Annotated in this window: 21 protein-coding genes; 8 read left to right on the top strand and 13 right to left on the bottom strand. The window is 57.6% G+C overall.

Translation table 11 applies throughout. The features are described from left to right. From M3P21_RS18930 to M3P21_RS18880, 11 genes are all read right to left on the bottom strand, one after another. On the bottom strand, positions 1–1,164 hold the full coding sequence (locus M3P21_RS18930; RefSeq protein ID WP_249712557.1) for an acyl-CoA dehydrogenase family protein: 1,164 nt from the start codon (positions 1,162–1,164) through the stop codon (positions 1–3). Continuing rightward, on the bottom strand, positions 1,164–1,964 hold the full coding sequence (locus M3P21_RS18925) for an enoyl-CoA hydratase family protein (RefSeq protein WP_249712555.1): 801 nt from the start codon (positions 1,962–1,964) through the stop codon (positions 1,164–1,166). Before M3P21_RS18925 ends, M3P21_RS18930 begins: the two co-directional genes overlap by 1 nt. 14 nt (positions 1,965–1,978) lie before the next feature. Continuing rightward, a complete protein-coding gene (locus M3P21_RS18920; protein WP_249712553.1) occupies positions 1,979–2,722 on the bottom strand; it encodes an SDR family NAD(P)-dependent oxidoreductase in 744 nt (247 codons plus the stop codon). Beyond that, positions 2,719–5,016, bottom strand: coding sequence for a bifunctional salicylyl-CoA 5-hydroxylase/oxidoreductase (locus M3P21_RS18915; protein ID WP_249712551.1), 2,298 nt, complete (start codon positions 5,014–5,016; stop codon positions 2,719–2,721). Before M3P21_RS18915 ends, M3P21_RS18920 begins: the two co-directional genes overlap by 4 nt. A 149-nt stretch (positions 5,017–5,165) precedes the next feature. Beyond that, positions 5,166–5,432 (bottom strand): hypothetical protein, encoded by a 267-nt coding sequence (locus M3P21_RS18910; protein WP_249712548.1) that lies wholly within the window; start codon positions 5,430–5,432, stop codon positions 5,166–5,168. Positions 5,433–5,471: 39 nt separating this feature from the next. Further along, positions 5,472–5,969 carry a MarR family winged helix-turn-helix transcriptional regulator gene (locus M3P21_RS18905; protein WP_249712545.1) on the bottom strand — a complete coding sequence of 166 codons (498 nt, stop codon included), beginning with the start codon at positions 5,967–5,969 and terminating at the stop codon, positions 5,472–5,474. Positions 5,970–6,302: 333 nt separating this feature from the next. Then, entirely contained in the window at positions 6,303–7,394 is a 1,092-nt protein-coding gene (locus tag M3P21_RS18900; protein WP_249712542.1) for an aminotransferase class V-fold PLP-dependent enzyme, read from the bottom strand. A gap of 107 nt (positions 7,395–7,501) precedes the next feature. Then, the gene (locus tag M3P21_RS18895) at positions 7,502–9,769 is read right to left on the bottom strand and encodes a DUF3604 domain-containing protein (protein ID WP_249712541.1); all 2,268 of its coding nucleotides are present in this window, start codon (positions 9,767–9,769) and stop codon (positions 7,502–7,504) included. Then, entirely contained in the window at positions 9,766–11,364 is a 1,599-nt protein-coding gene (locus M3P21_RS18890) for a tripartite tricarboxylate transporter permease (RefSeq protein ID WP_249712539.1), read from the bottom strand. Before M3P21_RS18890 ends, M3P21_RS18895 begins: the two co-directional genes overlap by 4 nt. Next, on the bottom strand, positions 11,283–11,732 hold the full coding sequence (locus M3P21_RS18885) for a tripartite tricarboxylate transporter TctB family protein (protein ID WP_249712536.1): 450 nt from the start codon (positions 11,730–11,732) through the stop codon (positions 11,283–11,285). The genes M3P21_RS18890 and M3P21_RS18885 overlap by 82 nt, the downstream gene beginning before the upstream one ends. A gap of 29 nt (positions 11,733–11,761) precedes the next feature. Next, positions 11,762–12,748: a Bug family tripartite tricarboxylate transporter substrate binding protein gene (locus M3P21_RS18880; RefSeq protein ID WP_249712534.1), complete on the bottom strand. Its 987-nt coding sequence runs from the start codon at positions 12,746–12,748 to the stop codon at positions 11,762–11,764. A 191-nt stretch (positions 12,749–12,939) separates the two neighbouring features. Between M3P21_RS18880 and M3P21_RS18875 the strand changes: the two genes are divergently transcribed. From M3P21_RS18875 to M3P21_RS18860, 4 genes are all read left to right on the top strand, one after another. Further along, positions 12,940–13,470, top strand: a complete 531-nt coding sequence (locus M3P21_RS18875) for a MarR family winged helix-turn-helix transcriptional regulator (protein WP_249712531.1) — start codon at positions 12,940–12,942, stop codon at positions 13,468–13,470. Between the two features lie 22 nt (positions 13,471–13,492). Further along, positions 13,493–14,677, top strand: coding sequence for a cupin domain-containing protein (locus tag M3P21_RS18870; protein ID WP_249712529.1), 1,185 nt, complete (start codon positions 13,493–13,495; stop codon positions 14,675–14,677). An 896-nt stretch (positions 14,678–15,573) separates the two neighbouring features. Next, a complete protein-coding gene (locus M3P21_RS18865) occupies positions 15,574–17,760 on the top strand; it encodes an FUSC family protein (protein WP_283781054.1) in 2,187 nt (728 codons plus the stop codon). Continuing rightward, a complete protein-coding gene (locus M3P21_RS18860) occupies positions 17,757–18,629 on the top strand; it encodes an HlyD family secretion protein (protein WP_249712525.1) in 873 nt (290 codons plus the stop codon). The genes M3P21_RS18865 and M3P21_RS18860 overlap by 4 nt, the downstream gene beginning before the upstream one ends. Positions 18,630–18,793: 164 nt before the next feature. On the opposite strand, the gene M3P21_RS18855 is transcribed toward M3P21_RS18860, so the two are convergent. Continuing rightward, a complete protein-coding gene (locus tag M3P21_RS18855; protein ID WP_249712522.1) occupies positions 18,794–19,552 on the bottom strand; it encodes an IclR family transcriptional regulator in 759 nt (252 codons plus the stop codon). A gap of 97 nt (positions 19,553–19,649) precedes the next feature. Between M3P21_RS18855 and M3P21_RS18850 the strand changes: the two genes are divergently transcribed. Genes M3P21_RS18850 through M3P21_RS18835 form a run of 4 tightly spaced genes read left to right on the top strand, consistent with a single transcriptional unit; the run spans position 19,650 to position 22,731 of the window. Then, a complete protein-coding gene (locus M3P21_RS18850) occupies positions 19,650–20,351 on the top strand; it encodes an SDR family oxidoreductase (RefSeq protein ID WP_249712521.1) in 702 nt (233 codons plus the stop codon). Between the two features lie 18 nt (positions 20,352–20,369). After that, a complete protein-coding gene (locus M3P21_RS18845) occupies positions 20,370–20,900 on the top strand; it encodes a 2,4'-dihydroxyacetophenone dioxygenase family protein (RefSeq protein ID WP_249712518.1) in 531 nt (176 codons plus the stop codon). A 5-nt stretch (positions 20,901–20,905) separates the two neighbouring features. Then, complete coding sequence (locus M3P21_RS18840; protein WP_249712516.1) at positions 20,906–21,640, top strand: SDR family NAD(P)-dependent oxidoreductase; 735 nt, start codon at positions 20,906–20,908, stop codon at positions 21,638–21,640. Then, the gene (locus M3P21_RS18835; protein ID WP_249712513.1) at positions 21,640–22,731 is read left to right on the top strand and encodes a pyridoxal-phosphate-dependent aminotransferase family protein; all 1,092 of its coding nucleotides are present in this window, start codon (positions 21,640–21,642) and stop codon (positions 22,729–22,731) included. The genes M3P21_RS18840 and M3P21_RS18835 overlap by 1 nt, the downstream gene beginning before the upstream one ends. 49 nt (positions 22,732–22,780) lie before the next feature. On the opposite strand, the gene M3P21_RS18830 is transcribed toward M3P21_RS18835, so the two are convergent. Then, the gene (locus tag M3P21_RS18830) at positions 22,781–23,524 is read right to left on the bottom strand and encodes an SDR family NAD(P)-dependent oxidoreductase (RefSeq protein ID WP_249712512.1); all 744 of its coding nucleotides are present in this window, start codon (positions 23,522–23,524) and stop codon (positions 22,781–22,783) included. Positions 23,525–23,715 lie beyond the last annotated feature (191 nt).

Genomic DNA, 23,715 nt, shown 5'->3' with positions numbered 1-23,715 from the left:
TTATCCTCCCTGCATGGCGTCCAGCGCCTGCCGTGCGATGATGACGCGCTGCACATCTGATGCGCCTTCGTAGATTCGGAGTGCGCGGATTTCGCGATACAGTTTTTCGACGGTTTCGTTGGATTTGACGCCATCCCCGCCATGAAGCTGGACGGCCTTGTCGATCACCTGTTGCGCGTGGTCGGTGGCAAACAGTTTGGCCATCGCGGCTTCGCGCGTAACACGGGGGGCGCCGCTGTCTTTGGCCCAGGCGGCACGATAGACCAGCAGGGCTGCCGCATCCACGTCCAGCGCCATGTCGGCGATATGTCCCTGTACCATCTGCAGATCAAAGAGCGGTGCGCCCTGAACCCGGCGTGTGGTGACTCGGTTCAGGGCTTCGTCCAGCGCCCGCCGGGAAAATCCCAATGCGGCCGCCGCCACGGTCGAACGAAACACGTCAAGGACAGACATCGCTATCTTGAACCCGGCGCCGCGGTCCCCGATCAGGGCAGTGACCGGAATGCGGCAATCGGTGAAGCGCAACGTCGCCAGAGGATGCGGAGCCATGGTGTCCAACCGCTCGACCACTTCGAAGCCTGGCAGGCCCGCGGGAACGACAAAGGCGGACAACCCCTTGGCTCCGGGCGCCTCACCGGTGCGGGCAAAGAGGGTGTAGACATCCGCGATCCCACCGTTCGAGATCCAGGTTTTCTCGCCATTCAGAACAAAATCCGCGCCGTCCTGTACAGCGGTCATCGTCGAATTGGCGACGTCCGACCCCGATTGCGGTTCGGTCAGGGCAAAGGCCGAAATCGCCTTGCCCGCGCGCGTCTGTGTCAGCCATTCGGTCTTTTGCGCATCGGTGCCGAACAGGGACAACGCCCCGGTGCCCAATCCCTGCATCGCAAACGAGAAATCGGCAAGCCCGTCGTGGCGCGCCAGCGTTTCGCGGATCAGGCACAGGCTGCGCACATCCAGTGGCGCACCTGCGTCGGGGTCGACGGCAGAGTGGGACAACCATCCGTCGCGGCCCAGAGCCGCAACCAGATCCCGGCAGGTCTGATCGGTATCACTGTAGTCGATCCCTGCCAGTTCGGACGCCGCCCATTCGTCCAACTGGGCGGCCAGATCCCGGTGACGGTCTTCGAAGAACGGCCAATCCAGATAGCTTTTATCCACCATCAGTCGCCCTCGAATATCGGTTTTTCTTTGGCCACGAAGGCGTTGTAGGCCCGGTGAAAATCCTGACCCTGCATACAGATCGCCTGCGCTTGTGCCTCGGCTTCGATGGCCTGTTCGATTGACATAGACCATTCCTGCGCCAGCATGGTCTTGGTCATCATGTTGGCAAAGTTCGGCCCATCCGCGATCCGGCGGGCCAGATCTGTGGCGGCGTCCAGCAGTTGATCCTGTGGCACAACGCGATTGAAATACCCCCATGCGGCGCCTTCTTCGGCACGCATCGAACGGCCCAGATACAGCAGCTCCGCGGCCCGACCCTGACCGATGATCCGGGGCAGAATGGCGCAGGCACCCATATCGCAGCCCGCAAGGCCTACCCGGTTGAACAGGAATGCGGTCCTGGCCTCGGGCGTTGCAATTCTGAGATCCGAGGCCATGGCGATGATCGCGCCTGCTCCGGCACAGATGCCATCAACGGCAGCAATGATGGGTTTTCCGCAATTGACCATGGCCTTGACCAGATCGCCGGTCATCCGGGTGAAGGTCAACAATTCCTTCATTTTCATCTTGGTGAGCGGGCCGATGATCTCATGCACATCGCCACCCGAGCTGAAATTACCCTCATTCGGGGCAAATATTACGGCTTTGACATCGTCGCTGTACGCAAGATCGCGGAACCAGTCGCGCATCTCCGCATAGCTTTCAAAAGACAGCGGGTTCTTCCGGTCAGGCCGGTTCAGCGCAACCGTGGCGATGCCGTTTTCGATAGTGCAGATGAAATGTGTCACATCGCTGCGCATTCTTGTCCTCTCTGTCAAATTTCGCCGCCCGACAGGCTCAGCGCATGTCCGTTGATCGATTTGGCCGCGCCCGAGCAGAGCCATACCGCCGTACCGGCCACTTCATCGGTTTGGATGAACCGCTTTTGCGGATTGTTCCGCAAGAGCGATTTGGCCGCGTCTGCGGCGCTCATCCCGGTCTTTCCCACGATGTTGGCGATGGATCGCTCCAGCATCGGGGTCTCGATGAAGCCGGGACAAATCGCATTCACGGTGATGCCGGTGGAGGCCAGTTCAAGCGCCAGCGCCCGGGTCAGGCCGACAACGCCGTGTTTGGCGGCGCAATATCCCGCGACATAGGGATAGCCTTTGAGGCCCGCAGTTGAGGCGATCGCGATCATCCGCCCCCAACCGGCATCCTTCATTTCCGGCAGAGCCGCCTTCCAGACGTTGAAAACGCCGGTCAGATTGACGCCCAACATGTCGTCAAGATCCTGTGGCGACATCTGTGCAAAGGGCACGGATGTGGCCGCGCCCGCATTGGCAACAACAACAGAGATTGGACCATGTTCCGCGCGCGCACCGTCAAAACCAGCCGATACCGAGGAAGGATCGGTCACCTCGCAGATCTGCCATGCGAGGCCCTGCGACTTCAAAGGTTCTTCTTTGCGGCCCATAATTGTGACGCGGGCCCCTTCTGCCGCGAACCGGCGAGCGGTTTGCGCGCCGACTCCGGACCCGCCGCCGGTCACGACCACATGTTTGCCGGTAAGCGTCATACCTTGCCTGCCATTTCGGCCTCACGGTCCGCGAGCCGCCAGCTCTGATCGCGGCCCGCCAGATAGGGCAGGGGCCAGTCAGCTTGACGGTCGCCGATAGAGGCGCCCGCGTGCAGCGTCCAATAGGGATCGGCAAGATGCGGGCGTGCAAGGCAGACCAGATCGGCGCGCCCCGCCATCAGGATCGAGTTCACGTGATCGGCCTCGTAGATATTGCCGACAGCCATGGTTCGGATCCCGGCTTCGTTGCGGATGCGATCGGAAAGCGGCGTCTGGAACATTCGGCCATAGACGGGTTTGGCGTCGATGGTCGTTTGCCCTGCCGAAACGTCGATGATATCCGCGCCAGCGGTTTCAAACGCCTGTGCGATCATCACGGCCTCTTCTGGTGTCACGCCATCTTCTCCAACCCAGTCGCTCGCCGAGATCCGCACGGCCATGGGCTTTTTCCCGGGCCAGGCTGTGCGCATGGCAGAAAACACTTCCAGCGGGTAACGCAGACGATTTTCAAGGCTTCCGCCATATTCATCATCGCGTGTGTTGGAAACCGGCGAGATAAAGGACGAGATCAGATAGCCATGCGCGGCATGCAGTTCGATCATGTCAAACCCTGCCCGTGCGGCCATCCCGGTTGATGCCACAAACTGTGCTGTGACCTCGTCCATATCGTCCCGCGTCATTTCTCGCGGTGTGGCGTTGTCGGGGGACCAGGGGATTGCTGATGCCGACAACAAATCCCAGTTGCCATCCGCCAGAGGCTTGTCCATGCCTTCCCAACCCAGTCTGGTCGAACCCTTGCGACCCGAGTGACCGATCTGGCAGCAAATCCTGGCATCGGTTTCCGCATGGATGAAATCGATGATCCGTTTCCACGCCGTTTCATGCTCGGGCTGATAAAGCCCCGGACAGCCCGGAGTGATGCGGCCGGTATCAGACACGCAGGTCATTTCAGTATAGACCAGCCCGGCCCCACCCTTGGCGCGTTCGCCCAGATGAACAAGATGCCAATCCGTGGGGTTGCCGTTGACGGCCTTGTATTGTGCCATCGGAGAGACGACGATCCGGTTGTTCAACTCCATGTCGCGCAGTTTATATGGCGCAAACATCGGCGCACGCGCAGGTGCATCCGCCCCGGCACCGGCCTGGGTCTGAAACCAGCGCTCGGCCGAGGCCAACCATTTCGGGTCGCGCAACCGCAGGTTTTCATGACTGATCCGCTGCGAACGCGTCAGCAGCGAGTAGTTGAACTGCACCGGATCGAGGTCCAGATATCGTTCGACATCCTCGAACCACTCCAGCGAGTTGCGCGCCGCCGATTGCAGGCGCAGAACCTCGAGCCGTCGTTCATCCTGATAGCGTTGAAAGGCAGCTTCCAGGGTGGGCTCCGAATGCAGGTAACTGGCCAGCGCGATCGCACTGTCGAACGCCAGGCGCGTACCGGAACCGATCGAGAAATGCGCCGTGGCTGAAGCGTCACCCAGCAGAACGATGTTCTCGTGATACCATTTTTTGCACAGAACCCTCGGGAAGTTCATCCAGACCGTCGAGCCGCGCAAGTGATCGGCGTTCGACATCAGGGCATAGCCGCCAAGGTGGTCGGCAAAGACCTTTTCGCAGGTTGTGATGATTTGTTCCTTGGACATGCCCTCAAAGCCGAACTTGTCCCAGGTGTCTTGCGCGCATTCCACAATGAAGGTCGCGGTATTCTCGTCGAACTGGTAGACATGCGCCCAAATCCAGCCATGCTGGGTCTTTTCGAAGATGAAGGTAAAGGCATCGTCGAATTTCTGATGTGTTCCGAGCCAGATGAATTTGCAGGCGCGCACATCCACATCTGGCCTGAAATGCTCGGCATAGGCCGCGCGCGTGCGCGAGTTGATGCCGTCGCAGGCCACCACAAGGTCATAGTCGTCCATGAAATCTGCCGCCGTGTCGAACGCGCTCTCAAAGCGCAATTCGACGTCCAGTTCCCGCGCGCGCTTCTGCAACAGGGTCAACATCTGCTTGCGGCCAATCCCGGCAAATCCATGGCCGCCCGAAACCGTGCGCACGCCATCATGAACGACGGCGATATCATCCCAATTGGCAAAATGATCACGGATGGCCTGCGCGCTTGCCGGGTCGTTTTCCTGAAGGTTTTCCAGCGCGTCGTCCGACAGCACCACACCCCAGCCAAACGTGTCGCTGGCGCGGTTTCTCTCGATAACCACCACCTCGTGGGCCGGGTCGCGAAGCTTCATCGAAATAGCAAAATAGAGGCCTGCTGGTCCCCCTCCCAAACAGGCAATTCGCATTTGCCCCTCCATGTGACGTTGGCGTTGCATATTTTGCGAGTGATGCATCGACCGTAGTTCATCTCTGGAAATACTTCAAGCTTAAAAATTTAAGCTTGAAGTAATATTGTCTTTGGACCTGAAACCACATCAAAGAGAAGCCGAATTCATCACAGCAGAAATCCGACGCCCAGCCATGAGGTCGAGGCGCTGATCCTGTCGGATTCTTGGCGCAAGGGCATTCCCCGTGTGACCATGAACCCCGAGAAAATCATGGGTCGAATACCGGTCGCATGCAATCCGAAGGGCAGGCCATCCTTAACGAAGGAATTGAGCGGCGTGCACAGGACATAGATGTGGCGATGGTGAATGCGACTGGCTTCCCGCGCAGGAAGGGCGGCTCGATATACCTTGCTCAAGTCGACGGTATCGAACAATCGTGAACCCATCAAGGGGTCGGAGCGGGCGGTTGTTCCTCAGACGACCCGCGCGCCCGATCCGCTTGCCTGCAAATCCGTGTCGGTATCGGATTGGCGCTTACTTTCGACTTTGCACAGGAGATCACGCACCAGATCAAGGTCATCGTCATCGAATTTACCGAACAGGATATTAACTTCAGCCTCATGCGCGCGGGCCATTTCTTCGAATTTCTGCCGCCCCTCATCCGTGAGTGAAACCAGTACACTGCGGCGGTCGTCGGGGCTTTTCGAGCGTACCGTCAGCCCATCCTTCTCCATCCGTTCGACAACAGCGGTTACATTGCCATTCGACACCAGCAATAGCTTGCCGAGTTCGCTCATTTTCATGGGCTTCGCTTGCCGATGTAACGCCGCCGCGACGTCGAAACGCGGCAATGTGGTGTCGTGATGCGTGCGCAGGAACTCTCTGAGATGGTTTTCGGTCGCGCGCGTGGCGCGCAGAAGCCTGATCCAGGCCTTCAGGCGTCGTCGCTGCAGTTTTTCGTCTTCAATCATCAACCCGACGGCCCCATCGTTTGAATTCCAACATGATGCAGATTCAGCAATAACGTCATTATGCTAGCCGGAACTGCTTCAAACTTAAAGCTATGTTGATCCTTTTGGCTTGACCTTGGCTCTGTTTGCACAAGCTGCTTTATGGATTCACTGTTTGAATCCAGCATGATAGCTGAGGGATATGAGTAAATGAGACCCTGCGACGTGCATGACCACGAATTGGGGTTCTGACGGCATGGACACCCGCTGATCTCTCCGCTGGTGGGTATGGGGTATGGTAGGCGTCAAAGCCCTCCGCCACCGGTAGTGAGCGGCGTTCGCAGTGACTTACCCTCAAAGTGTCACATGTGCGCGTCGTCCAGACGGTTTTCTGCGATCATTGATTGTTTCGACGATCACATCGAAGAGTGGGCCGATGGCGTCCTCATGGCTAATGTAGCCCGGGGACATCCGAAGGATCGAGCCACGAAAGTCGACGGAGTATCCTTCAACCTTCAATGCCGCGACGATGGCCTCTGCCTCTGCTTGATCCGAGAGTTGCAACATGACCGACCCACCGCGCTGGCAGGCATCCCGAGGAGAGTTCAACGGCAGAGCAATTGCATCGGCTTTTGCGATGATCTCATCCACAAGCCGCCGGTTCTCTGTCGCCAGAGCTGTGTGATCCTGCGCTGCATGCCATTTCAACGCAGGAAGGGAGGCCATCGCGGCGACGGAGCCCGGTGTGCCGTTGTCAAAGCGGCGGATGTCGCCGGCATAGGCGAATTTATCAAGGCCCCAGGAGAATGGATTGTCTTGCGAGAACCAGCCCCGCACTTCGGGCCGCATCCGGGGAATGATCTGAGGATCGACATAAAGCATCCCCGCCCCGGGTGTGCCGCACATCCATTTCAAACTGGTTGATACGGACATATCTACGCGGGGGGTCGAGACGTCGAAAGGCAACAGCCCCGCGCCTTGGGTGATATCAACACCAATCAGACTTCCCATGTCGCGGCCATGCGCCAAGAGCGCGTCAAGATCGCAACGCGCCGAGGTCGTCGAAGAAATCCACGTGATCAGTGCAAAGCCGACGTCACTTTGCCAGCTTTCGATGACGTCCGAGGTCTCGACCCAGGACTTGCCCGCGCTAAGCGGCACGGTGTCAAGAGTGAACCCGATCTTGTCCGCCAGTCCGGCAAGCAGGAAATGAACGGAGGGAAAGCAATTGGCCGCGACGAGCACGCGTTTGCCCTTCAGCTTGCCTTCAGGCAGGGATCGCAGGAAGCTGTGAACGCCTTGCGTTACACTTTCGCAGGTCGTGACTGTCCCTTCGGCGGCACCGATGATGCCGCGCCAATTGTCGACGAACTCTTGCCGTCTGCGCAGCACATATTCCCATTGCCCGTCATTGGGCGCGCTCCAGATACACGAAAACTCTGCCATTGCTGCCGCAAGGTCGGCCTTTTTGCTCGGGTACATTCCAATGGAATGATAGAGGAAGTACCGGCCGGCATCCGTGATTTGTGCGGACTGGGTTGTCTCCGGTGTGTTCATGGCAATAGATATATTGGCGATGACCACGCCTGATGACCATCGGTCTGGGTCACCCGGGCGAAAAGCCGTCTTTCGGTTTTGCCGTCCAGAGATATTTCAAAGTCGTGTCTCGCCTTTGTGGTGTTGCGCGTTTCATCGATGAGGGACACGCGAACATCCGCACCCAGCCCCTCGACATCGACGACGTGATCCGCACCGGGTTTCAGGTGGGCCAGATCGAGCTCAAATTCGACCTGCTGTGTCGAGAACTTCAGAACGCCGGTACCGGATTTGGCCAGCATCAGGTCAAGCCCTTGCAGGTTGCCCGCCGTCAACCCTTCGAAAACCACGCTATGCGCCGTTTCCAGTACTGGCTGAACCTCCGGCCCCCAGAAGTTTACCGCGGTCACTTGCTCGATCTCGTTTCCTTCGATCTGTACGCATCCCTCGCGCCAGGGCATATTGCGGCCGCGCCCGCGATACTTCGCTCCGCGCCAGATAACCCGCACGCGCTTCGTCGACCCATCGGGCACGTTCGGTTGCAGTGTCTCAATCACTTTTCCTGCATCCAGAATATCGAGCCGCTCGATCGGGGCCGAACCGGTCACGTCAACGTTGAGCCATACCCGGTCCTCGCCGGAAGCGAGTTGAACGATGTCGCCCATGTCAGCCACCCGAGCAACATCGCAGCCGACATCCGTACCAAACACCGCCGGATCCTGGTGGTAGATTTTGGCCGGGTTGTCGAAGGTGGCTTGAACGGACATGTATAGCCTTGTCCCGGTCGTCCCGTAGTGGCGCCTGCTGCGCATGGCGCCGAACAACTCGTCACGCGTTAGCGCGTTCATCAAATAGCAGGTGTAACCCCCTTTGGAGGTGAAAAAACTCTGCCCCGGATAACTGGCGCCGGGTCTGCCCTTGTGGCCATCGCTTTGCCCAACAATTCCTACGCGGTGATGGCAATCAAAGGCGTCCTGCAAGATCCACTCGAACGTGCCCCATGCGGAATGGATTTCGACCGAGTTTTCCACCCGACCATCATGGGCAACAGTGATATCCGCATACCGCCCGCCGCAGTGAGCACCCACAGCCACGTCGGTGCCCTCGGCAACGAATGTGTCAAAGAGGTCTTGGGCCGTGTGGCAATCGGTTTCGGGGTTTTCGGCCTCATCGACCAAAGCCCGGTGCGCGCGGCGAATGACTTCCCCTTCGGAGCGAAACCAGATGTTCCGGTCGCCACCAACCGTGCTGTTTCCTGACCATTCGTAACCCGGGATCGCGAGGAACCTCCCTGGCGCGTCAAATTCCCTGGTGATGTTGTTGAGCTCTTGCCAGAAGGCATCCGAAATCTGAAAGTCATTGCCCTGATGGCTGCAAATGTCCATGAACGCCTTGTCACGGGCGAATTCAAAGTAACGCCAAGCCGAATTTGTGCCGATGGTCTCGCCCGACTGCCCATGCAGGTCACCCCAGAAATGGCCATGCGACCGCTCGGATTGAATCCGCAAAGGATTTGTCTGGCAGGACATGCCCGTCTTCGGACATGTCACCGAAATTGTCAGATCACCCGCCTGATCGGTCTTGATATCCTCCAGGATAAGGGCGAATTTCCCTGCTTCCAGTTGTGCGGTTGCCGGAAGCCCGTGGACAGGCAGCGACGGTGTCAGCGTAAGATCAAGTGCGGTCTTGTCTGTCGGGTTGCCCCAGATGTCTTCCGCTTTCACGCTCAGGCGGAATTTCTCTCCGACCTGGCGAACCGTCGGCAGGACGGCGACAAGCCGGTGCGCAACGGTCGGCCCGACCGTTATTGTCGGCATCTGCTCCATCTCGCGGAACTGCTGGGTCGAGAACGGGTTAATCATCGCCCTGAATTTGAACTCGTCCTGACAGTAAGTTTGCATGCGAAACCCCGGGCTGCCCTGACTGGTATCACCCAGCGTGACAAAAATCTTGTCCCCGGGGCGCAAACCGCCTTCGACCAACCGGACCTCAAGCGTATTGAACCAGGGCCGTTCGGAAAGGAAAGGATGCCAGGCCACCTCGAGCGCCTTGCCGCTAGAGGTGCGGGCGGTAACGTAGCCCGGCGCTGTCGGGTCTTCTGTCTGTGGTTCTGAATAATCCTTCGCACCGTGGAACACAAAGCGGACAGAGCCCTTGTCGTCCATCCCGAACACACCCAGTTCCACCGTCAGATCAAACGTCTGATAGGACGCGACCTCAAAAGTACCGCTTTGTGCGACCAAGAATTTCCCGAGCAAGGACGGGCTCACATTGGGGGTCATCAAACTATTTCTCCATTGTCCTCTCCGCCGCCAGATGGGCGCCGCCGCATCACAAGGGGTCGGAGAATAATGATCAGGGCCAGTAGATAGAGTGCCAGGGCCACCGGGTAGTCGAGCAGCCCGGCAAGTGAGGCGTCTGTCAGCACGTAGGTCTGGCTGAGGGAGTGTTCGAGCATCGGCCCAAGGATGAGCCCAATGATGAAGGGCACGACCGGGATGCCGAATTGGCGCATCAGATAACCGACGATGCCGAAAACCAGGGTGATTCCAACCGCAAAGAGGCTTTGCTCGTTAATGTAGCTGCCGACAACGCACAGAAAGACAATCGAAGGGAATGTGATATACGCGGGAATGCGCAACACCATCGCGAAATATCGCAGGAACAGGTTCCCGACTATCAGATTCATACAGGTCGCAAACACCATCGAAATGAACAGGCCGTAGATCAGCACCGGCTGCTCTTCAAACAGCCAGGGGCCGGGCACAATGCCGTGAATGATAAAGGCGCCGACAAGCAAGGCGGCGGCGATGTTTCCCGGAATGCCAAGCGCAAGCAGTGGAATCAAGTTGGCGCCAACTACGGCACTATTTGCGGCCTCCGCACCTGCGACGCCTTCGATGTTGCCCTTGCCAAAGGACTCAGGCGTCTTCGAGGATCGGCGCGCGGCGGAATACCCCAGGAATGCGGCCAATGTTGTGCCCAGGCCCGGCAATGCTCCGACCACGGTTCCAATGACTGCGGACCGACCGATCGTCGGCGCGATTCTGCGCAGATCTTTGCGGGTAAACCGGTCGTCGCTGGATTTGCCGAATTCCAGCGGTTTGTCTTCGATGGTGCGGGTGCGACGGAAACGGCGTTCAAGCTGCACGAGCACTTCCGATAGCGCCAGGATACCAATCCCGACCGACATGAGCGGTACGCCGCCTTGCAGATCAATCGACCCGAAGGTCATGCGTGGAATGGCCATTGTGGGATCGGCACCGACCGAAGCGACCAGCAATCCGAAACCGACCGCGATGAGCCCCTTGGAAGGAGATTTCGCCAGTAGTTCCGACACAAAAGCCAATGCCACCACCACCAAGGCACCGATTTCGACAGGGCCGAGTTTCAGCGCAAAAAGCGCGAGTGGCGCTGCCACGAGGATCAGAACCAGATCGCTGAAGAAATCGCCGCCATTGGATGCAAAAAGGGCGGCCCGCAAGGCGCGGATCGGTTGCCCTTTCTTTGCGAGCGGGTAGCCATCCAGCGTTGTTGCCGCCGCCTCGGGTGATCCCGGGGTATTCAGAAGAATGCCCGAGATTGCTCCGCCAAATGTCCCTCCCTTGTTGACACTGATCAGGAATGCGAGGGCTGTTAGCGGGTCCATGTAAAACGTCAGCGGCACTGCTATTGCGATTGCCATCGGGGCCGACAGACCCGGAATCGCGCCGACAATAATGCCGAGCATGACACCGGCGAAGATCATCAGAATATTGAAAAACGAGAAGGCCTCGAAGAAGGCTGTTGCAAGATCACTCATGGCAAGACCAGCCCCAGCCCGTACCTGATCAAGAGCGCCATAACCGAGGGAAACAACAGCGCCAGAACGGCAATCCAAATTGCTTTGCGATGATTGAAAGCCAAACCGACTGCCGCAATCAGCGCCGCGCCTCCGAGGATGAAGCCAACCGTATCGAGGACAATGAGAGCGACAACAAAGATGGCGACGCCAAGACCGCACACCGCCCAAAACACCCGATCTGCTGGCACCTCCAGAACCTCCCCTTCCGTTGGCGGTGCATAGCCGACCCGCAAGGAATGGATCGACCGGAACAAAAGAGCGACCGAAGAGAGAAGAATAAGCGTGGCTGCCGCATAGGGCATGACCGCCTGCGAGAATTCACCTTCGAAGCCTTCAGTCGTTTGACCTGGAATGACGAAAAGCAACACGATGGCAGCGCTGATAATCAGGGCCAGCGCGACCATCACATCGTTGCGTATCGCTTGCACCCGACTTACTCGGACAAGGCTTGCATCATTTCGCGATTGCGCGCTTCTTGCGCGGCAATTGCGTCAACGATTTCGTCACCCGTTGCGGGTGCCGTGAAATAAGGCGTTTTGGACATGTACTCACCAAACGCATCAGAGTCGCGGGCCGCCGAAACCGCCTCTGCAAGCTTTGCCTTCACGTCATCCGGCGTGCCTTTTGGGGCCACAATAAAGAAAACGTTTCCGAAATCGATCGGGTATCCGAGCTCGGTCAGGCTGGGAACATCAGGCGCATCGCGCAGGCGTTCAGGGCGCAGGCTTGCCAGAAACTTGATTTCGCCACGTTGGTACTGCTTGAGGTGGTTCCCACCGGTGAATGACAGGTCCGTGTGCCCGCCAAGGATGTTCTTGATCGCTTCCGAACCGCCCTTGGTAGAGATGTGTTTGATGTTGATGCCTTCTTTCCTGTTCAGGTATTGGATCAGGATTCTATCAAAAGGCGTCTGGCCCGAGTACGTCAGATCGTTACCGGCCTTTGCGTAGTCGATCATCTCCTGGAATGTGTCATAGGGTGCATCGGCGCGCGCCATGATCGCTTCACCAGATCCAACAAGGCCGACGATATAGTCGAAGTCTGCCGACGTGTAAGGCGTTTTGTCGGGAATAACGACTGGGTTGAACGCAAAAGTTGACGTGGCACCCAGCGCGATTGTGTAACCATCCGGATCAGCTTCTTTAAGAAGCGATGCAGCCTTTGCGCCGCCACCGCCGGGCTGCATGGATTTCACAACAGGCTGACCGAGCGCTTTCTCGATCTCGGGGATCAGAATCGAGGCAGTCGTGTCCATTCCGCCGCCCGCACGAAAGCCGATCATGAGTGTGACAGGCTTCTCAGGAAACGACTCGGCCATCGCCTCCCCAACCAGAACAGGGACCGGCGAAAGAGTAAGGAGCGTGGCAAGCGCCGCGGGCGCGAGGCAATAGCTTTGCAGGCTTTTGAGTAACAGTTTCATGTTCTTCTCCCATGTTTTGGTGCCCCGGAAGGAGCAGTTAATCAGTCCGGGCGTCTTTCGTGAGGCCATCTTATTATTAGTGTTGCAACTAATTTCACTTTCAACAAGTTGACAGTGAAGATGCCTTCCCATACCTTTTTTTGTCAAGGGGCACGAGTATCCCCTCACATGCCGATAGGTCAGTTGAAGTCATGAACAAGCAAGAACAGCTCGCCGCACTGGAACCGAATAGTCTGAAGAACTTCCTGAGTGTCAGGCTCACCAACTTGTCACGAAAGTTCATGCGCGGCGGGATCGCATTCTATCAGGATCGATACGAGTTTGGCCCCCGGGAATTTCGGATCATGCTTCTGCTGAACTGCGATCATCAACTGACCTCGTCAGAGCTTGCCGATAAGGCAAACATGGACAAGGCGACGATCAGCCGGGGCGTGAGCGGTTTGCGCAAACGTGGCCTAGTGACCGCGCGCGCGTCCAAGGACGACCTTCGATCCAGCAATCTGGTACTGACGAAGGCGGGCAAGAAGATCGCGAATGCCTGCTTTGCCGATGCACAGGCCAGAATGTACTCGGTGCTCGAAGTGCTGGATCCCCTGGAACGAGAGCAATTGTCGGGGTTGTTGAGCAAGATCGACCGCCGACTTGATGAACTGAATCTTGCAGCCGAAAACTTCAAGCCAACCGCCAAGACCGCAACTGCGCGTGAAGCTGCTTTGAATTGAACCACCTGAGGAACGACCGAAAATGGCCGATAACTTCACAGCTCTTCGCGCGAACCTGGCGGCAGCAGAGCAATCCAAGGACTCTGAAGCACATGTGCCTGACCCAAAACAGGCCGCGCCCCGGATTTTCGCAGAAGTGAGACTTCCGACAAAAGAGCTCGTCAAAGACATCCCGTTCTTCACCAGAACATTGAAGATGCGAATGGATACGATTTATCCGGCCGACAACCCGCGCGTGGCGACATTCTCTGGCCATGGGCTGCGCGTTGAGGTCAATGCCGATGCAACCGAAAGCCCGGGCACATTGCGGTTCCGGGTCGAAAATCCAGATAGCTTTGCCGAAGGTGAACGCGTTCTGATCGCTCCGAACGGGACACGAATCGAGGTCGAGGAACTTCACCCGCCGCTCGTGATGCCGAAAACAGAACACAGCTATGTGGTACACCGGCTCAAGGATTCCGCGCCTTGGATCATCGGTCGCGCGGGCATGCAGTATCGCGATCTCATCCCGACGCGTTTGGGAGGATCGATCATCGCGAGTCACATCCGAATCCCGAATGGCGGCAAGGTACCTGATATGGTCCATTTTCACCGCGTCGGCTTTCAACTGATCTTTTGCTATCGCGGTTGGGTAAAGGTCGTCTACGAAGACCAGGGAGAGCCCATCACCCTACAGGCTGGCGATTGTTTCATCCAGCCACCCGAGATTCGGCACCGGGTGCTGGAAGCAAGCGACGGGATCGAAGTGGTCGAGATTGGCGTGCCTGCCGAACATGTCACCGAGATTGACCATGACATGGAATTACCCACTCCGCATCTGCGCCCGGACCGCGAATGGCAAGGCCAACGCTTTGTTTACAACAAGGGCAACGAAGCCACCTGGCACCCCTTCCGCATCCCCGGCTTCGAGTGTCGCGATACTACGATCAACGAAAACACCAAGGGTGTGGCCGGGGTGCAAGTCGTCCGGAAGGTTGCGGGCGCCGAGGGTGTTTGGACAAGCCACGACACCGACATTCTATTTGCTTTTGTCATGGAAGGCCGCATGACGATAGAAGGAGAGGACCGCAACCCGTACCAACTGGAACTGGGCGATGCATTTGTCATACCGCCCAGCTTCAAGAATCGTTTCTCAGATGTCTCGGACGACATCGAAATCTTGGAAGTCTCACTGCCCGGGTCGTTCGTGACTGAATTGCACCCGTGAGGGTGTTATCACGTTAACCACCCTACGGTTGCTCGTATCTGGATTTGGAGGTAGGTGGCATCGACCAATTTGTCGCTTATCAACTACAAGCATCACCGATTTCCTCCTCAGATCATTACCCACGCGTTGTGGCTTTACGTTCGCTTCAATTTGAACCTGTCTGTTTTTCAGAGCAGGGTTCTAGAGCCAGCACAAAATCAGGTCACCTTTTTTCGGTTGAGCCAGGCAACCCCATCACTTCAGTAGACGGGTTCATATTCCGCATGACCGAGAGATGTTATGCGGTTGTGGACCTGCTAATTGAAGTTGTGCACCGCATCGCCACACGGTCCAAACGCATTGTGATCAGTAGAATTGCTGCCGACCTTAACAAGGTACACGGCAGGGAACGGTTGCAGGTGGATACACAGAAGCGGTCTTGTGTCCGGCGTGATTGGGTAGTTTTAACCGCTGGCCATGATCGGATCAGCGGATCAGGTTCCTTGCTGCTTGGTCCGGTCCCAATCCGGATGATCAGAAGGGATTACCTGAGTAATTTCGTGGAACAGGACCACCCTTTCGTCAAAAGTAAACCCATCCGGTGCTCGCATTCAGATCCTATGTCTCAACCGCGGCTTCCTTGGCTGGCAGCGAGACTGCGCACATGATCCGCAAAAGTCAGCTTGGATCCTCGACAAACGGATTCCGTCATTTTGCAGAGCTGATTGGGTAATTTCGCCCAGTCAGCGCACATGTTTCGATTAACATCAAAGTTTGCGACAATGTCGATTTGGTGCGTTTATTCGGCGCGATCAAAGTTACAAAACCGCACCCAACTTGCCAATGACCGTTTCGAGAGCGACCGTTTATTGTTACCAATTCCAAGCAACTAGAGCGGCGGATAGATCGATACTTGAATGTTGAGTTTGAATGATCAGATCAAACGTCTTCGTGTTATCACAGCGCTGCGTGTAGCAATTGTGATGGTGTTGTGTATAGCGTTGGCGGCGCTGTTGGGCGCGCAGACCGGTGTGTTTGTTATTTTTCCGGTCCTGGTGATTGCGTTCCTGATGCATGATGAATCGCCAAAGGCGGGGTTTTTACTGGTCGCCGGATCCGCCTTGGGCACGGTCATTTCATTTGGCACAATCGATCTCTTCCTGACTGCCCGTCCCCTGTTCATGCTCGCCACACTCATTGTGACCTGCATTTTGGGCTATTGGGCGGCTCAGGGCTTTCGTGGGCGCTGGCCGGGGGCGTTTGCAGCCTTCTTTGCAAACCTGATCGTTGTCGGCGCTGCTTTTGCAGCCATCGGGGGGGCGAAGCTGGGTGAGCAGGTCGCTTTTTACTGGACGTTGGAAATCGTCCTTGGACTGGCGGTGACCTGGCTGGTGATGCTGTGCCTCTGGCCCGCGCCAAGCACGCGCGATCTTGACAACCTGTGCTCTGGGATTGCGCAGGAATGTGCCGTGTTGCTGGACCGAACCGCAGACCGCCTAACGGCCGGGCAGGTGATTTCCTATCATCCCAGCCCGGTCAGCCTCATGAATTTCGGCAAGTGGCGGCATCAGGTTGATTGCCTGAAATGGCGTTACCGAGGTGAGCAGCAGCAATATGACGCTGTCCGCCAGCGTATGCGCAACCTGATGCTGGCCTATGTCAATGTCCGCCATATGGAACGCACCCTGCAAGATATGCCGCAGGGCGACGAAGTGGCGAAGGTCTGCGCTGCCATGAATTCGGTCCTGCGTGGGCTTGCCCAGGGCATGAAAGACCCCGCAGGTTTGGGTGGCCTGGATGCGCCCCTAAGGGTCATTGACCGCCACAGGATCATCGCAGCGGAGAACCTGCAGGAACCCGACATCGAATTGCGGCGGTTGCCGTCCAAATTGGCTGCCTTCACGACTGCCGTGCGCGAACTGCAAGAAAACCTAATGGCACTTGCCGACCCCGAGATGTCCGAGGTGCCGATCCCCGTCGAGCCCTCGCCAGCAGGGCAGACTGCGTGGATTGCACAGGACAGCGCAAAAGCCGCGCTCAAACTCACATTGGGTGTTGCCGTGGCGCTGCTGCTTCATCTGAGTTCCTTTGTGCCGGCTGGTGCATATCTGGTGCTAGGGCTGGTTGTGGTGATGGTGCAACCCAACCTCGGAAAGTCTCATCTGCGGGTCCGCCTTTGGTTTCCGGGTGTGCTGGCGGGCTCGGCCTACAGTCTCTTGGGGTTGGGGCTGATCTCTGTTGCGCCCCATTTTCCGCTGTTGTTGGCATGGCTTGCTACGGGGTTTCTGATCGGGGCCTATATCGGTGCGGGGCATGACCGGATTTCCTATTCCGGATTTCAGATTTGCATTGGTATTGCCGTCATTCTCGGCACCGCGGCCTTTCCCGTCGCGACGGTGGTTCCCGCCGAGGAGCGGGTGTTAGGTGCCGTTTTGGGATTTGTCGTGGCACTTGTGATCGGACAAAACCTCTGGCCGGAGCATCCGGCAGATATGCTGCGAAAGAATGTGGCCGACAATCTGCGGGCCTTAACGCCCGCCCTGCAGCGCATATCTTCGGCCAAGGACCCCGATCCGGCAATGCTGAACGCGCATCTGCTGCGCCTGCAGACAGACGTGCAGACAGATTTTGCGCTTCTATATGACTTCAGCTACATGTTGCGCGGAAAGATCCGCGCAAAATACGACTATGGTGGCATGACTCATGCAACCGGCAACATGTTTCACCAGATGTGGACATTGCATCAGGCCTTGCAGCGTATCAAAGACCCCGAAATCAGCCGAGCAATGATCGCGCCGACCACCGGCGCCCTCGAACAGGTGGGACTGTTGGTCGAAGCATTGGCAGACGAGTTGTCTGCGGGGCGCGCTTTGGAGGACGGAACAATTCGTGCGCGGCTCGCCGCTTTGGATGTAGCAATAGAAGAGGTCAAGTCGATGCCGATCAAAGCAGGAGAGAGCCAGCGCGCGTGGCTCTTTGGTGTCAATTTCATTCGCGAGATGCGCCACCAGCTGGCATTGGTGGTCACGTCGATAGAAGCAGAAAACACGCCGATCCTGCCGGACACTTCGAAATTGGCGCTCACATATGAAGGGATAGGATGATGGCGGCACTGAGGCATGGCAAGACAACCATCAGATTCTGGGTAACTTCGTTGTTTTGCCTGATCATCTTGCTTTTCATCTACTACATTGCATCCGATCGCTTCACGCCGATGACGCGGGACGCCTATGTGCAGGCTGCCGTTATCCCTGTCGCCCCGCAGGTGCCGGGTGAGGTGGTCGAGGTTCTTGTCGAAGAGGGTGCCAAGGTCAAAGTAGGTGACCCTCTGTTCCGTATTGATCCAGAGGCCTATCAAATCGAAGTGGACCGTCTGCAGGCCAAGCTCGACCATGCGGAACTGGCGCTTAATCAGCAGGGTACGACAGATTGGGAGCGCGCTGAACTTCGGCAGATCAAGTCAATGCTCGCCAAGGCCAATCTCAGCTTGTCGCAAACGACGGTGAGGGCACCGGCAGGCGGGCTTGTCGACAACCTGCAGCTTCATACAGGCGCTTACGCAACTGTCGGCCGGGCCGTGATGACGCTTGTAGATGCAGAGAATTGGTGGATCGTCGCAAATTTCGAAGAAAACGCGTTGTCGGTCATTCGGGACGGCCAGAAAGTGGAATTTGGTCTTTATTTGTATCCCGGGCAGGTGTTTGCAGGACGCGTGGAAAGCATTGGTTGGGGCGTGGAAAGAGGGCAGGGCATAGCCTCGGGTCGTTTGCCGCAGGTTGGCAACCCCTCACGATGGGTCAGTTTCTCGCAGAGGTTTCAGGTGCGCATAACACCGGAAGGTCCGGTTGCAGGGCAGCCACTCAGAGTTGGCGCGACGGCGCGGGTGGTCGTTTTCTCTGGAGACCAAGGTTTGATGAACTTGCTTGCGCAGTGGTTGATAAGGCTGTCTGCAACAACCGACTACCTTTATTGAATAAGGTATCCCGCGGACTCTTAAGGTGTAGATGCCCCCGCTGGCCTGGCGGTGCAATTGTGGATTTGCAACAACTTGAATGGGAGGGTCATTGTTGCACGAACACCATCTGTTCTGGTAGCTGAAGGTTTTGTTTCTGATCTGGACACCATCAAACCGTGGGATCAAACACCTAATCGGTTGGAGATGTTGTTGACACATTCCAAAAGAGGACCGGTATATCTTTTCTGTTCTTTGCTTAGCCGAAAAAGAGGAACTGAAACGCTGACAGCGGCAACCGGGTCGTCCCTGTCGCCAACTATGGCAGCTCCATAACACGCAATGCCGGCTTCGTTCTCTTGACTATCGAACACATAGCCTTGTCTCCGACAGGTTTCGATCTGTTCTTCCAAAGCCGCAGGATCGGTCGTGGTATATGGGGTGATAGCTTCAAGGGTCATGTTCGCAAGCAGGGATTGGAAACTCTGCACGGGCAAGGCCGAGAGGTAGGCTTTGCCAACGCCACTGGAGTGAAGGGGGACAAAGGTGCCGATGGTCGAGCTCATACGCACTGTTTCATGGCTTTCGATCTTGTCTATGTAAACCAGACCGTCCCCGCATCGGATCGCCAGGTGCACCGTTTCCCCGGTTTTATCCCGCAGAGTTTCCAGCAGGTCACGAGCGGTTTCGCGAATGTCTGTTTGCGCCAGCGAATGTCTGGCGAGGTTGATCAGGCGTGGCCCGGCCTTGTAGCGCCGATCAGCTGTCTGAACGATCAAGGCTTCCGCTTCCAGGCCTGCCAGCAGGCGATAAATTGTCGGCCGCGTCAGGCTTCGTTCCTCGACCAGATCCCGAAGTGAGGGCGGCTCGGATCGGTCGACGATATGCTGCAACAATTCAATGCTGCGCGAAAAGCTCTGCGTTCCTTGAACCTGTTTGGTCATGCGTGGCCTTTGAGTGATTGACACGATGGTTGGATATCGTATGTAGTCCATATATTGAACTGTGCATCCACACTATGGACAACTCGAGAATTGCGCAATGGCTGACACTCAAAGAGCTGCATTGGTCACGGGTGGGACTGGAGGGTTGGGTCTTGCAATTGCGCAGGGGTTCTTGCAGGCCGGGTTTCGCGTACAGGCTGCGGGGCTTGGCGAATTGCCAGCGTCGGCGACCGATCTGACTTTCCACAGTCTTGACGTGACCGATGACGCCGCAGTGCGGGCGCTGGTTGCAGACATTCCAAGGTTGGATGTGGTTGTGAACGCCGCCGGTGTGATCCGCCGAAGCGAAGAGTTGGAGCCAGAGGTCTTTGCGCAGGTCGTGGACATCAACCTGACCGGCACGATGCGGGTCTGTGCCGCTGCACGCGGCAAGCTGGCGCGGACCAACGGGTCGATCATAAACATCGCCTCAATGCTCAGCTATTTCGGAGGCGGGTTGGTGCCCGGCTATGCGGCCTCCAAGGGTGGTATTGCACAACTGACCAAGTCGCTGGCGATCGCCTATGCGCCTGACGGCATCCGGGTGAACGCGCTGGCGCCGGGCTGGATCGCCACACAACTCACGGAAAATCTGCAAAACGACCCCGACCGGAGCGCCGCCATTCTGGCGCGCACCCCGATGCGCCGATGGGGCCAGGCCGAAGATCTGGTCGGTCCGGCGCTGTTCCTTGCCTCGGAAGCTGCCGACTTTATTACTGGAACACTCTTGAATGTCGATGGCGGATACGCCGCTGCTTAGTCACGAAAGGAAGCTTGAATGCCACTGGTCAGTGAAGACGAAAATCCCCGGGTGCCCTACAAGCACCCGATGCCACAGGACGCCTTGCCGGACATCGTTGTGAAGGACGCACTCTCTGAAAATGACCCGCGCATGTGGGTGCAGCAGACCGAAACCGTGTTCTTCCGCCCACTCTGCCTGAATGTTTCCCAGGGCTATTGGATGAACCTGTTGAAAGTCACCAAGGCCGGTGTCCTGTCGCGCCACCGCCATCCCAACCCGGTGCATGGGTTCGTGCTGAAAGGTCGCTGGCATTATCTCGAGCATGACTGGGAAGCCGTGGAAGGCAGCTATGTCTACGAGCCTCCTGGTGAGACGCACACGCTGGTCGTGCCCGATGATGTGGATGAGATGATCACTTATTTTCAGGTGAACGGCGTCATGTACTATGTCGACCCGGACGGCAATCACCTTGGATACGAGGACGTCTTTACCAAGATTGATATGTGCCGCGCGCATTTCGAAAAGGTCGGCCTGGGGGCTGACTATGTGAAAACCTTTATTCGGTAGGTATCATGAGCAATGTGAGTTTTGACTTCTCGGATCGCGTCGCCGTCATCACCGGCGGCGCGGCCGGGATCGGGGCCGAGATCGCCCGTCACTATGCTGCGGCAGGGGCCAAGGTGGCGATCTGGGACATGTCCACGCCTGACAATGCACCTGACGGGGCGATCGCCTGTCACGTCGATATCAGCGACCCCAGCCAGATCGCCCAAGCCGTGGCTGATACGCGCGCGGCTTTTGGTGGGATCGACTTTCTGTCGCACAACGCTGGATTTGCGGGGCCAACCCTGCCGGTGGTCGACAACGACCCTGCCACCTGGGCCAAGGTTATCGAGGTCAACCTGACCGGCACCTTCTATCTGGCCCACGCCGTGGTGCCGGTGATGCAGGAAAAGGGCTTTGGCCGGATCATCAACATGGCCTCGCTCGCCGGTAAGGAGGGCACGCCCAATGCCTCGGCCTATTCGGCTGCCAAAGCCGGTGTGATCGGTTTTACCAAGTCACTGGCCAAGGAACTCGCGCTGACCGACATCCGCGTCAACTGCATCGCGCCCGCAGCAGTCAAGACCGCCATTCTGGACCAGATGACACCGGAGTTTGTGCAGATCATGATCGACAAATCCCCGATGAAGCGCCTGGGCACGGTCGAGGAAACTGCGCGGCTTGTCATGTGGTTGTCCTCCGACGATTGCACCTTCAACTCGGGCGCCGTCTTTGACCTGTCCGGCGGGCGGGCGACCTACTGATGGCACGCATTCGAAACTTCACACCGGGGCCGGTCGAGGTCTCGGAAAAGGTGCTGGCCGCGCAATACGGATCGCAGGGCCTGCACGTGGGCCCAGAGTTTTCGCAGGCATACGTCCGCGCGACCCGGAACCTGCAACCGGTGTTCGGCACCGATGGATATGTTGCCATTGTCCCGGGATGCGGGACACTGGCCAACGAGATGGCGGTGCGCGCGTTGCTGGACGAAGGCCAGACAGCGCTGATTCTTGACGCGGGCTATTTCAGCAATGTGCTCAGAAAGTCTGTCGAGGGATGCGGTGGGATCGCCGTTTTGCTGCCTGTCGAGCCGGGCAGACCTGCGGACCCGGATCAACTGCGCTCTGCACTTGGGCAACAGCAAATTGATCTTGTCTGTTTCACCCATGTCGAAACCTCGACCGGACTGCTGAACCCGGTCGAAGCCTTGGCCAAAGTGGCAAGCGAGGCGGGTGTGCCGGTTCTGGTGGATTCCGTCAGTGGTCTTGGAACAGCGGCCTCTCACATGGATGACTGGGGTGTCACCATAATGACTTCGGGTTCGCAAAAGGGGCTGGGGTCCGTACCCGGGCTTGGTCTTGTTGCTGTGTCCGATGCGGCCTGGCCCCGGATCGCGCAAAAAAAATCCCCCCGGGGCGGATTCACCGATATCCGCCGCTGGAAAGAACAGCTTGAGGCCGCACCCGACTGGCACCCGAGCCTGACCACCATGCCGGTCGGCGTGGTCCATGCGCTGGACGTTGCTTTATTGGAAATGCAGACCGAGGGGTTGGAAACACGCTACGCCCGGCATGAAGACGCACGCGCTTTTCTGTGTGACGCGATGGAAGGGGTGGGATTGGAACTCCAGATCGAAGAGGGCTCAAGATCGCCGGGCGTGACGGGGGTGAAAACCAGTGGGGCATTCCGTTCCTCAGACCTTGTGCGGTATCTGATCGAATACCACCAGATTCGCATTGCAGGTGGTTTCGGTGCGAACAAGGAAGAGGTGTTCCGCGTGGCCCACATGGGCGACAATGCCTGCCGCGCCGCCCTGCGCCCAGTCATCGCAGGCGTCAAAGCGTTTCTGGATTGACTACTCTGAATTGACACTGTGGGTCGGCAATTCTGTTCACCTACAGTTGCTAGGAAAAAAGCATGCCACCGTTGAGATCTATATTTGCGCCCGTGATGAAAGCGCTGTCCTCGCAGGCAAGGAATAGAACGAGGTTCGCTGCATCATCGACATGACCTTGACGCTTGAGCGGCGCGTTGGCCTCAAAGCCGCGGCGACCTGCATCCGGCGTGTGAACGTTGTGAAAATCGGGATCGATCATGCCGGGACAAAGCGCATTTACGCGAATGTCGGGACCAACTTCCTTTGCCAAACCGCGTGTCATGGTCATGACCGCGCCTTTGGCCGTGGCATATGCGACGGCGCCCGGCCCACCACCATCGCGCCCGGCTTGACTGGCGAGGTTGACGATGGTTCCGGACGTCATCCTGGACAGACACGCCTGCGTCATCAGGAATGTGCTGGTCAGATTCAGGCTCATCACAGCGTCCCAATGCTCAACGGACATTTCCGCAATGGTTTTGCGGGCGATCAGACCGCCAGCGTTGTTGACCAGAACGTCAACGCCACCAAAGGCTTCGACCGTGCGAGACACCAGCGCGTCAACATCCGCCTTCTTGTTCAGGTCGCCCTGCAGGGCAATCGCTTTACCGCCATTGCCTTCGATTGCAGCAACGTTTTCCGCCGCGCCATTCGAGCTGGAAAAATAGTTGATCGCAACATTTGCGCCTTCTGAGGCGAGTTTGATCGCAACAGCGCGGCCAATATCGCGGCCTCCTCCGGTCACGATGGCGGTCTTACCTGCAAGTTTCATATCGATCCTTCCTGTTGCGACGCGCGAGCTTCGCATTTGTCATGGGGTTAACTTGGCTGCCCTCGGAATGCGCTCATAGCGCAACTCGAGACGCCACTAGCGGAATGCCCCCGGCATAACTGTCTTTGGGAGCCACAGTATGATTTCGGGAAACGCTGCCAACAGAATGAGGATGACCAGCATTGGGGCAA

The sequence above is a fragment of the Ruegeria spongiae genome, from assembly GCF_023502395.1.
Lineage (GTDB): Bacteria > Pseudomonadota > Alphaproteobacteria > Rhodobacterales > Rhodobacteraceae > Ruegeria_C > Ruegeria_C spongiae.
Note: the sequence above shows the minus strand (reverse complement) of the source record. Positions and strands in the feature narration are given on the sequence as shown.